Consider the following 11,885-nt stretch of genomic DNA (forward strand, 5'->3'; position numbering starts at 1 on the left):
TAGAACTAAAATAAATTAAACAGACATAAATCGCTTTGAAATATTAGTAACCCATTTTTTATCCAAGTTAGAACTCATGAAAAAAACAAAATTTACTTTAATTATTTTTCAACTCGCGTTGACAATCTCAGTCCCGCAAGCCGCCAAGGCAGAAGCTGCAGCAAAGATGTTTGACGGCGGTGATGTTGTCTGCTTTATCGGCGACAGCATTACCCATTCCGGTACATGGCATGTTCATGTACAGAACTACTATCTGACGCGTTTTCCCGAGAGACATATAGAAATGTATAACTGCGGGATCGGCGGCCATACCGCAGAGAAAACTCTTGTAAATTTTGGATGGGATGTCACGCCCCGCAGGCCTTCACAGGCAGTTATTATGCTGGGAATGAACGACCTGCGCAAAGCAGGAACCGATTCCGAAGTCTGGCAGGACTACATTTCCCGCATGAAAGAGCTTTCGAATCTTATAAAGACAGAAACAGACGCCCATATAACCTGGATATCACCAAGCCCATACGATGACATGCTTGAACTTGAGCTAAAGCCGCTTCAGGGCTTTTCAGACCTGCTCAACAGAACTTCACAGGAGCTCAAGGCTTTCGCCGCTGAAAACAACGGCAGCTATATCGACTTTAACCAGCCCATGAACCGGATAAATCTCAAACGCAAGCAGACAGACCCTGAATTTACACTGATTGGCGGCGATCGGATTCACCCCGGAGCGCTTGGCAATATGGTCATGGCATATCTTTTCCTCACAGCTCAGGAGGCGCCGGCTACAGTTTCCCGCGCCGGCATTTCCGCGGCAGAGGGCATTCTTTTTGAAGGAAACTGTAAGATAAATATAAAAACCCGCAGCTTCGACCGGATTGCCTTTACCATAAAGGCAAAGGCACTGCCCTTTCCCATGCCGGAAGAGACCTTCGCGGCGTTGGGTATTGTGCCGATTGAAAAGGAGCTCAATCAAGAAATTTTACAGGTTACAGAGCTCGATACGGGCTCATACACTGTGACTATCGACAATAAGATTGTCGGCCGCTTCACCAACAGCGAGCTGGAACAGGGCATAAACCTGGCGTATAACAAAAATACTCCTCAATATATCCAGTCGCAGGAAATTGCCCGGCTCAGCGAGGAAAAAAGAAAAATCGAGTTCAAACTCCGCACAGAGTCAATGCTCAAGGTACTGCTAAGCCTGCATGGAATTGAGTTTGACGGTAATGACAGGACAAATGTTTATGCAATGTTTGATCGCGAAGAAGTCAAAGAGCTTTTCGCCCCGGGAGGCAAATTCAGCTCCGGCGGCGCGTTGCGGTACTGGAAGCGATATCAGGCTGAAAAACAAAGCCTTCATACTGCCCAGAGAGAGATCAAAGAAATAATCTCTGCTATTTACAAAATAAACATGCCCAGAGAGCATAGATACGAGATAAAGAAATAACATCTCCGCTTAAGAAGCATAATCAAATTCTCGTATTATTTTGATTTCACCATCGTCCAAACGGTCAGGTTGTCAAGCGACGGTGCGGTTTTACTGCGTTTTATTACCAATGCCGCAACAAAGCTGACAACAAACATGAGTATATTGGCTACTATTGTTGTATAATAAAGATCAAAAGCGGGCATGGGTACAAATCCGTTCTGGCCGAGCAGGACATAAATCGTAAAACATATAGTAGCAACCACGCCTAATCCGACTGACCTTGAATCTCCCATCTTGGTAAAAAATCCAAATGAAAACAGCCCCAGAAGCCCGCTGCCTATTATACTTGTAAGTATCAATACCGTATCCTGAATTGTTTTTGTCTGAGAGTATGCTAAAACTGTAGCAAAGACAATCATCACAACCGCCGCGACAGTAGCTGTAAGCCGCGATACAAACAGGTAATGTTTTTCATCTTTATCTTTGCAGATCCTGTTTCTATACATATCTGTTACAAATACAGCGGATATCGCGTTCATCGATGAGTCCAGCGACGACATGGCCGCGGCTACAACTGCCGCGATTACAAGTCCGGATAGTCCCGGGGGCATATACTCCATTACAAAATACGGAAGTATCCCCTCTGGTTTCTGGGCACCGCTGAGCATCTCCATCGCAGGCACAGTTGGGTTGAATTTGAAGAACACATACATAGAAGTGCCAAGAAACATAAAAAGTGCCCAGATAGGCAGACGTGCCCAAACAGTCCACCAGACTGCCTTGCGGGCTTCTTTGTCGCTTACCGCTCCGCAGTATCGCTGTACTACGTTCTGGTCAGTACCGAATTCCTGAAGCCAGTTTACCAGCCCAAGCAGCAATATCATCAGACCTGTTTTTTTAGACAATGACCAGCCCCATGACAGGGGGACCAGAGTATCACCTTCCCGCTCACTGAATGCGAGTTTGCCGTCTTCTACTGCCACATCAATTATCAAACCGATGCCGCCTGGAATCTGTCTTAAAATTATCCAGAATATAACCAGTCCGCCAAATATCAGCACCAGAGTCTGGATAACATCAGTCCATACAACCGCGTCGATACCGCCGGCGATTGTGTAAACAGATACCACAATTCCCGCGACAACAATACACACCCATATATCCCAGCCGAGCATCGTATTTAAGAGCTTACTGACCAGGAAAAGCACCACGGCAAGCCTGACAAACTGACCGATGATATAGGCGATACTGCCGTACATCCGAATCCCTTCGCCAAAACGCAGCCCCAGGTACTGATACGCACTTGTTTTGCGGCCGGCTCTGTAGAATGGTATAAAGAGATAGATCGCAATTGCACCTGCCACAGGCATAAGGAAATTGAGCAGCATTCGTATCCAGGCTGTATAGTATGCATCAGCCGGATAAGCCAGGAACGAAACTGAACTTATAGACGTACCCACAAGACTCAGGCCCACAACCCAGCCTTTGAACCGTCTGCCGCCGACAAAATATTCTTCGGTGTCCTTGTTTTTCTTTGAAAACGAAAAACCAAGCCACGCCATTGCCAGAAAATATACAGTTATTACCGCCCAGTCTAAAAAGTGCAATGAAGCCATCGATAAAATCCCTGCTTTAAACAAGAGTTTATTATTATTTTTACGTCAATTAAAAAGTTTCTCAGTTGATATTATTTTTAACGAATCCCTGCTGGAAATCAATCTTCATTCATCAAAATTTTAACAACCGGCTCAATCGCCTCTGCCCAGATCTGATAGCCTTTTTCGCGGGGGTGCAGAAGGTCAGGCATCACATCCCGTGTCAGAACGCCCTGATCGTTTACAAATTTATCGTTAATATCGAGATAGTATAACATTTTATTGTCAGCTATTTTGGAAACTATCTCATTGGCCCTGTTATTTTTGGCCCACATGGGATTCATATCCGCATCAGCGTCTTTTATTTTACGCTGCTCATAATCACCGCGGGGGAATATCGCCAGAAGCAGAATTTTTGTCTTGGGCAGTTTGCATCGAAGTTTGGCACAAATCGCCTTAATCCCGTCGGCGATCTCTTCGGCAGAATTATCTACATTATTGTTAGTTCCTATCATGACAACCGCCAGCTTTGGATTGATGCCGTCAATTTCGCCGTTTTCAAGCCGCCAGAGGACATGCTGCGTGCGGTCACCGCTGAAACCCATATTTACGGCATTTCTGGGGGCATAATACCGGTTCCATACATCCTGGCCGTATCTCTCAAAGTAGTGGGTGATCGAATCGCCAACAAAAATCATATCCGCACCCCCTTTAGCGACGCGATCGAGGACATCTTGATGCCGCGGCATCCACCATTCAACATCGGGTCGTGCGGCGGGGGTTATCGCGGAATGTGATTTACCCTCCAGGTTGAAAGGGTCGCCGCAATACTGCTTAGAACAGCCGCCGATAATATAAATTGAGCTGATAAGTATAAGGATGTTAAGTAATTTAATTCTCATAATAAATTTCCTTGTTGTAATTGCTTTAATTATTTTCATTCTACATTTAAGCAATAACTCACTTTATTTTCGTGATGATTCTGCCTGTTTCTGGGGTATATGTGCCGCGAGAGCTTCTTTTATAGTTTTAAATTCGGGTTTTGAAGCCAGATTATGCCATTCATACGGGTCTTCAATATGGTTGTACAGCTCTTCACTGCCGTCGTCATACCTGATATACCGCCAGTCTCTGCTTCGGACACTATTCAAATGCGGGCCGTACGCCGTCACGCTGATACGGTTAAAAACCGCCTTTGGATTGGCGATAATATCTGTAATGCTGCTGCCGTCAAAAGGAACATCCGTTTTAAGGCCGCAGATTTGAGCAAAAGTCGGGTAAAGATCCAACAGATTCACAGGCTCTGCGGATTCCGAACCGGATTTTATTCCGGGGCCTGAGAACATCATCGGCACCCGGGTGGCCTCTTCCCAGAGAGTGTACTTTGACCAGTTCTCCTTTTCGCCCTTGTGAATACCATGATCACTTACAAGAACGACAATTGTGTTGTCTTTGTAAGAGCTTTCTTCAAGACCCTTGAGAACCCTGCCCACGCAATCATCCACATATGAAACACAGGCCAGATACGCCTGAACGCATTCGCGCTGCTTGCCGTATTTTTTGAAATATTCGTGCGGCTTCCACGGCCAGCTGTAAGAGCCTATTTCCCTGGCTGCCTGGGGAACATCGTCCAGGTCATTTTCCAGAATAACCGGCATCTTTATCTTATCAAGCGGGTACATATCAAAGTATTTCTGCGGTGCGTACAAGGGTACATGCGGCTTCTTGCAGCCCCAGGCGAGGAAAAACGGCTCTGAAAGCTCATTAGAACGTAATCTCCGGGCGGCCCAGCCGGCTGTCTTCCAGTCGCGTGTCTCTTCATTTGGCACTGGAATCGGCCCGAAATCGTTGCCCCAAGCCTTTTTGGGCACCGGCATTCCGTGCAGGGGCATCTCGCTTTCCGGCGGAGCGTATGTCTCGGGATTGGGAACATCAATCGCCGGCCAGTATTCATGCCAGTTGTCAGGCTCGTGGTCCGCTTCATGGAATATCTTGCCGGTTCCGCTTACATAATAGCCGGCTTCTTTGAAACTTTTGGGCATCAAAACGGTATTTTCAAGAACAGAGGAATTCCTGAGCCTGTTTCGGTTTTTATAAACGCCTGTATTATAAGGTGCTATTCCAGACAAAAACGCAGCTCTGCAGGGACCGCACAGCGGCGCGGGGCAATGGGCGTTTGTGAACAGCATCCCATTCGCGGCGAGCCTGTCCATATTCGGCGTTTTAGCGTCGGGATGGCCGCCCATACAGCCAACCCAGTCATTCAGGTCATCAATGCAGAGAAACAGTATATTAGGCCTTGTATTTTGGCCCTTCCATTTCTTCAGCGAAGAGCAGCCCATCAGCGATAAGCCCAGTAAACCGCTGTATTTCAAAAACCGCCTTCTCGAGACGAGGGAATAATCTTTTACATTCTCATTTAATCTGTTATTCATAATTCACAGCCTTTCCTGTCACTGAATACCAAACGTAAAAGTCAAATTTGCTCTTCCTGCTTCAAAGGCCTCTGCCAGGGCACAGCACCAGTTTGATTAACATGTAATTTCAGAGCCTCAAATAGTTTTTTATACATCGGGTGAGAGGAATCTAAAGGATTCTTTTCCATGGGGTCATCCTTGAGATTATACAACCTCAAAGGCTCAAAAGGCGTATTCTGCAGGAGTTTCCAGTCGCCGCGGCGGACGGCATAGTAAACCTGGCCGCCGTGCTGGTTGCCTTCTCGTCGAACCCAGAAAAGGAGCCTGTCGCTGTCTTTTTTCACCGTATTGCCTGATAACTCTGCGAAGAAACTCTCGCCGTCAATTTCATGGACAAATTCGGCGCCCGCCGCCTCGCAGAGAGTAGGGAACAGATCCATTGTAATGCCAATGTTGTTATTGACGCTTTGCGGCTTGATCTTGCCCGGCCATACCGCACACATTGGAACCTTTATGCCGCCTTCATTCATGTCCTGTTTGCCGCCGGCAGTACGGCCGTTGTTTGCGCCGACATTGAGCTGGCCGCCGTTATCAGAAACGAAGATTATAAGTGTATCATCGCTGATTCCCGAATCCTCTATTTTGTCTATGACTTTTCCGATTCCATCGTCCATGTGTTCGATCAGTGCGGCGAGTTTGGCCCTCTTTTCGGGCATTGACGGGACTCTTTTCCTCACGCGATCAAGCCACTGCTGCGGCGGCTGAATTGGAGTGTGCGGCGCGGTATATGCAAGATACAAAAAGAACGGGTCGTTGCCGCCGGCGGTTTTGTCTAAATAATCCACCGCCCAGTCGGTAAACAAATCAGTCGCGTGGCCCTCGGCTTTAATCTCCTTGTCGTTTAATCGCAGATAGTTAAAACCAAACCGCAGATGGTCGTAATAATCGTCCATCATACCGTCGAGGAACCCGTGAAAATGATCGAAGCCCCGCTCGTTGGGAGTGTTAGGGCTTTCAAGTCCAAGATGCCATTTGCCGACAATCGCGGTTTTGTAACCCTGCTTCTTGAGTACCTGGGGCAGTAGAACCGCATTTTTATCCAGATAACCCCAGTTCATTTCCCTGTACGTTCGTATTACTCCGGGCACACCCACCATATCGGGATAGCGGCCTGTGAGCAAAGCCGCCCGTGTCGGCGAGCATACGGGGCTGTTGGCGTAGAAATTATCGAAACGCATACCCGCGCCGGCAAGCCGGTCGATGTTGGGGGTTTGCAAATCCTTCGCGCCGTAGCATGACAGATCGCCGTAACCAAGGTCGTCAACGATTATAACTACAATATTGGGTTTTTTGTCCTTTTTGTTCCACCGGTTGGCCTGCGCTGCCGCCACAGATCCGAACTGACCGAGAAACGCGGCAGAACCCGCGGCTTTAACAAAATTTCGCCGACTTATATCAGACATTTTTATTCCTTCCTAAGTTCTTTACATTTATATCTTTAAAACGGCTCAGTGATGAAAATCTGCAAAAATCTGCCGCCGCTGCCCTCAACCGCCCTGTTGAACGCGATCCTGTCACCGCTATTTGACCATATCGGGCTTGAGGCCGGCTTTTCGGCGGGATTTGTAACCCTGAATGTCCGCATACCGGATATTTCGGTCACATAGACGCAGCCTTCACAGATATAACATATCCTGCCGCCGTCACTGCTGATGCTCGGCGTGCTCATAACGTCCGTGGCCTGCGAAGTAACCTGAACTATAGGGCCGCCAAGAGACAAGACATAATAAATCTGGTTTATGCCGTTATCGTCACGGGCAAGAAAGAAAATCTTATCCCCTTTGGGGCTGGTTCTGAGCCAGAAACGCGGATCAACAGTCAACCCCGGGTATTTCCTGTCCGCTGTGTATGTCAATCTTCGCCACTTCGTGCCAAGCGGCGGCGAGGGCATCTTGTTTTCAGTGCCTTCCAGAGGATGTGCAGAGGAATCGGCCTGTATATCATCGGGAATATCAACAATGAAAATTTCCGGAACTTCACGCCCGGTATTATCGACAACCTTGCCTTTGAAGGCTACCGCCCTTTGGGTCTTTCCGTTTTTGTCAGTGTATCCTTCATAGCCGACCCAGCAGTTCTCATACGCCCTGGATATCTCATCAGAACCCGGTTCGGGATCGGGCACAACCTCAACGAGCTGCACAGAAAACCACTCACCGTCAAAATTCTCACCGGCACTGTCTTCATCTACATCTACCGGCTTTATATTCGCGGAGACGCCTATCGTTCTAAGGTCAAGCGTCCTGCCGGTCTTCTTTTCAAGCTCCGCCATTATCATATCATTATAAGTAAACGCTACCCATTCGCCGTCATGGCTCCATTCGTGGCAGTGAGTGCCGCCCCTGAGAGCTCCGGGCGTAAACGGTGAGGTAACATCACGCGCATCAATAAAAACCGGCCGGTTATAGTCCGGCTCTCTGATAACCGCTGCGCTTCGCCGCCAGAATTCGTATTTCTGGTCAGGTCCGAAATTACGCGGCCCGTGAATAAATACAACCTTGTCCTGCGTGGGGCAATAGCTGGGCGTGCCGCAGCCGGGGCCGTATTCGGTCTGGTTATCTATCTTGTAAAGCGTGACAATCTCGCCGGTTTTTGTGCTGACCTTCTCTATCAAATCATTGAGATGATTAGGCCCGCACGCGTAAACAATCCATTCATCATCACCCGACCATGCGTCAAATATTCCAAGCCCATGACTCTTTGAATCCGCCGTAAGCTGTTTTATTTTTACATCAGTATCCGCACATATTCCCTTAACAGTAAAAACCGTCAGGGTTAAAGCTAAACATAATATAAATATCTTTTTCATTAGTACACCAGCTTCCTGAAATCTTTAACTGTATGAAGCGTTATTATATTGCCGTCGTGAGCCGTTTTCGCCTGCAAATCGCCCGAACGGCTCAGTATCAGCAAATCATCACGATAGATTAACATGCTTGCGTAATGCCTTGCTGACCGCTCCGAGGGGCCGATAGAAACAATGCCGGCAAAACACCAGTCAACCATGTTTTTGGAGAAATGCAGGGCAAGCCTGCTGCGCTGGTTATAAGCCAGGCTGTGCCTGTCCGGGCCCAGCAGCTCCGGGCGGGTCATACTGTCAGTCGATTGAGAGTTTACAAGCCAGTAGAGCTTTGTCTGCTTGTCATATACCACGTGAAACCGCAGATGGCCGCCCGGGAACGGTACAAACGCCATCTTTTTACCCGAAGGTGCCTTCTCAAGCATTGTCTTTATTGAACCGTCTTCCTGTTCTACCGCTTTGGCAAGGCAGGCGATATTTGTAACCCCTGTGTGGCAGCGGAGCCAGATATGGAACGTCCTGCCGGAGGGGTCGTACCAGTAGTGGTCTGGGTCGAGTATCTGCACGACATTAGCCTCTAACCAGCCGCTTGCGTGAAAGGTGCGTTTTGGGGCTACTTCATTTTTGCCTGGATAAAACTGATCGTAGAACGGAATTCCGAACCATTCAAGCTCACGGTCATCAATTGCCTCGCAAAACGTCAGCTCCGAGGCGTGAGTCCAGCTCTCCGGCTCGGTTAAATCATCATGAACATTGGCCCTTAGAAGCACAGGAGCAAGCTCACTGACATACCAGCCCTTGTGTACCTTGCGTGTTCGCTTCTCCAGAACGCAATATACAAAATCGCCTTTGTGCCATACATTCGTAGCTGATGCGTGCCAGTTCTGACCGCTTGTCAAAAGAACCGGCTCAGTCCATGTATTGCCCCAGTCATCAGAACGAATAATCTTAAGATCCTTACCGTTGTGATGACCAAGAATATAGAGACTCTTGCCTGCAACTAAAGGCCGGGCATGTACTATCGGGAAATTTGTTCTGTACTGCCAGCTCTTGCCGTGGTCATCGGAAGTGTAAGCGAAGCCTTTGCCGCTGCCTGCCTGCGCATCTTTGACCGCGGCGGCGGCTTTACTGCCTCCAAGCTCAAAGGTTGCAGCGATTCTGCCGTTTGGGCATACCGCCAGAGCCGGCGTGTAAGCACAGACATTCTGCGGATCATCGGAGCGGTAGAGCTCAATATAATCATCAGCCAAAGGCCTTACCGCACGAACATCATCTGCCGCCATGAGCGGAGACAAAATAAGCAGGCAAACACAAATAATAATTCTATTTTCAGGCATAATATCCCTCATAAGTCCAAATATAGTTCCTCTAATATCTTCCGTAATCGGCAGCCGTCTCGACCATAGCCCTGATATTTTCATCGGGAGTATCGCGCCCGCACTGATCGCCGGTGGAGAGTATAAAGCCCCCGCCTCTGCCGGCATCGTCAATCACCTTTTTACATTCCCGTACAACATCGGCGACAGTCCCTCTGAGCATCACTTCGGTTGTATGCAGATTGCCCTTTAAAATTATTTTATCGCCGTAGAGTTCCTTGAGCTCTTTAATATTGCAGTCACCCATCGGGGGAATCTCCAATGGGTCAATAACTGTAAGGTCTGTTTCCTCCGCGGCTATTTTGACCAGCTCTTTTTCCGGCCCGCAGGAATGCACATGCGTTGGTATATTCAGCTCTTTTGCCAGCTTAGTGGTTTCTTTTAATACCGGCAATACAAGTTCCCTGAAAATATCGGGTGTCTGCATAACCAGCGTCCCCGATGCCCCGCAGAAGAGAAAGTCCGGTTTCTCGTCGAGACCTTTGATAATTTCCATGCGGTTTCTGACCCGCTCGAGCATCTTCTCGGCTTCGGCATAGAAAGGAGCGGGGTTGTCATAAAAGCTGTAAACGTCATCCTCTGTGCTGATAAGACAGGTCTTCATGCCGGAGGGCATTCCGATTATCCCGTTATCGCCCATTTCTTTCTTTATATGGTTCCAGAGCTCCAGGCCCTCGGGCCATTGTTTGACACCTTCAATCGGCTCCCATTTCTTAGGAATCGGCGGCAGCCCCATATTGGACGGCTTGACAAACTCAGCGGGCGGCTTATCAGCTGTATGGACATCAACATACGGCGCCCATTTCTGCTCATCAAACATGTATTTCTGTGTAACAAAGCCGCCGTCATCAAACCTCTTGACAATTCTGTTCTCCCAGCGGGGAAGGTCGTTGAACATATTGCCGAAGGTGTACATTTCAAAACCGCCGTCGATGCCGAAATACTTCACCGCGTCGATATAAGCCTTCCACAGCGGCGGATCCTGATACACATAGATATCCCAGTACGGTTTGCCGGTCAACCTGGCGGGAACCATATTAGATATATCAGGACAGACCGGAACATGGTCGGGTACTCCCCCGTCAAGAACGCTCAGCAGTCTTTGTCTTGAATTCACTTTTGGCTAAGCCCCCTTTACTGATTCAAGATTATCCATGATATCTTTCAATTCCACTTCTGCATAAGCAACATAGGTATCGGCAGCACCATAGTATATCTTTACCAGAGAGTCTTCTGTCAGTACGCCGCAGTTGAACACCACATTGCCGAAAAAGCCGTTTACCTCGTAATCTTCTTCCGGGGCGAGAATTGGGTCTATGGAGCGGGAAATAATTTTCCACGGCTCATTCTTGTCCAGCAGAACAGCGCCCAGGCAGTAGCGGTCATCTTTTGTCGCTCCGTGGTAAATCTCCAGCCAGCCGCGATCCGTGAGGAAAGGAACCGCGCTGCAGCCAACCCTGCCGTCGTCCCAGTAGCCTTCTCTTGAGGACATCAGATATCTGTGGTTGCCCCAGCAGACTAAATCCGGGGATTCTGAAATCCATACGTCCTTGAATTTATATTCTTCTGATATAGGCCTGTTGAGGGCATAATATTTGCCGTTGATCTTTTCGGGGAATATTGCCACGTCCTTATTGTCCGGCGTAAATATAACACCGTGGCGTGTAAAACTCTTCCAGTCTTTGGTTGACGCGAGGCATGTTGTCACACCGCCGATTGTAGAGCAGGCGCTGTAATTTATATACCATGTATCTCCAATCAGTGTTATCCTCGGGTCTTCTATGCCGTACATCTCGTAAACGTTCGAGGCCTGCATCGCGGGTTTTTCATCGATTTCAAAATTTATACCGTCTTTACTCCTGGCGATGCGGAAATGCGAGATAGAAGTAAGATACTGCCTTCCGGGGGTCTGTATCCGCCTGCTGTCTGAGAAATCACAGGACGGGTCGTTTTTATTAAAGGCCTTTACAACCAGCTCGCCCGCCTCGTGGTCAAAATACGGGACCTTTATTATCTGCGGGTCATTCGATAAAACGTCTTCAGCAACCCTCAAAAGCAGCAGAACTTCATCGCCAATTCGTATTACACCGGTGTTGAAAACACATACAACTTTAAAATCCGGCCGCGAAGGCTTGACGTCTTGAGGTGTTATTATAGGGTTGGAGGGACAGCGTTTAACTTTCATAGGTTCTCCGGTAAATTATAAATCTAAGA

Annotated in this window: 9 protein-coding genes; 1 reads left to right on the forward strand and 8 read right to left on the reverse strand. The window is 48.2% G+C overall.

Going from position 1 to position 11,885, the window contains the following annotated elements; all coding sequences use genetic code 11:
* Positions 1 to 76: 76 nt before the first annotated feature.
* Complete coding sequence (locus SMSP2_RS07390; RefSeq protein ID WP_146683345.1) at positions 77 to 1,444, forward strand: GDSL-type esterase/lipase family protein; 1,368 nt, start codon at positions 77 to 79, stop codon at positions 1,442 to 1,444.
* 35 nt (positions 1,445 to 1,479) lie between these two features.
* Here the strand turns inward: SMSP2_RS07390 and SMSP2_RS07395 are convergent, their stop codons facing one another.
* From SMSP2_RS07395 to SMSP2_RS07430, 8 genes are all read right to left on the reverse strand, one after another.
* Positions 1,480 to 3,042 (reverse strand): sodium:solute symporter family protein, encoded by a 1,563-nt coding sequence (locus tag SMSP2_RS07395; protein ID WP_146683346.1) that lies wholly within the window; start codon positions 3,040 to 3,042, stop codon positions 1,480 to 1,482.
* A gap of 98 nt (positions 3,043 to 3,140) precedes the next feature.
* Positions 3,141 to 3,923 carry a GDSL-type esterase/lipase family protein gene (locus SMSP2_RS07400; RefSeq protein ID WP_186804634.1) on the reverse strand — a complete coding sequence of 261 codons (783 nt, stop codon included), beginning with the start codon at positions 3,921 to 3,923 and terminating at the stop codon, positions 3,141 to 3,143.
* Between the two features lie 63 nt (positions 3,924 to 3,986).
* The gene (locus SMSP2_RS07405; RefSeq protein ID WP_146683348.1) at positions 3,987 to 5,456 is read right to left on the reverse strand and encodes a sulfatase; all 1,470 of its coding nucleotides are present in this window, start codon (positions 5,454 to 5,456) and stop codon (positions 3,987 to 3,989) included.
* Positions 5,457 to 5,497: 41 nt separating this feature from the next.
* A complete protein-coding gene (locus SMSP2_RS07410; RefSeq protein WP_146683349.1) occupies positions 5,498 to 6,901 on the reverse strand; it encodes a sulfatase family protein in 1,404 nt (467 codons plus the stop codon).
* A 35-nt stretch (positions 6,902 to 6,936) separates the two neighbouring features.
* A complete protein-coding gene (locus SMSP2_RS07415) occupies positions 6,937 to 8,304 on the reverse strand; it encodes a DUF3748 domain-containing protein (RefSeq protein WP_146683350.1) in 1,368 nt (455 codons plus the stop codon).
* A complete protein-coding gene (locus SMSP2_RS07420; RefSeq protein ID WP_222566297.1) occupies positions 8,304 to 9,779 on the reverse strand; it encodes a sialidase family protein in 1,476 nt (491 codons plus the stop codon). Before SMSP2_RS07420 ends, SMSP2_RS07415 begins: the two co-directional genes overlap by 1 nt.
* Complete coding sequence (locus tag SMSP2_RS14990; RefSeq protein WP_222566298.1) at positions 9,664 to 10,788, reverse strand: uroporphyrinogen decarboxylase family protein; 1,125 nt, start codon at positions 10,786 to 10,788, stop codon at positions 9,664 to 9,666. The genes SMSP2_RS07420 and SMSP2_RS14990 overlap by 116 nt, the downstream gene beginning before the upstream one ends.
* Positions 10,789 to 10,794: 6 nt before the next feature.
* Positions 10,795 to 11,856, reverse strand: a complete 1,062-nt coding sequence (locus SMSP2_RS07430; RefSeq protein WP_146683352.1) for a glycoside hydrolase family 130 protein — start codon at positions 11,854 to 11,856, stop codon at positions 10,795 to 10,797.
* Between the last annotated feature and the right edge of the window lie 29 nt (positions 11,857 to 11,885).

It is taken from the genome of Limihaloglobus sulfuriphilus, from assembly GCF_001999965.1.
Classification (GTDB): domain Bacteria; phylum Planctomycetota; class Phycisphaerae; order Sedimentisphaerales; family Sedimentisphaeraceae; genus Limihaloglobus; species Limihaloglobus sulfuriphilus.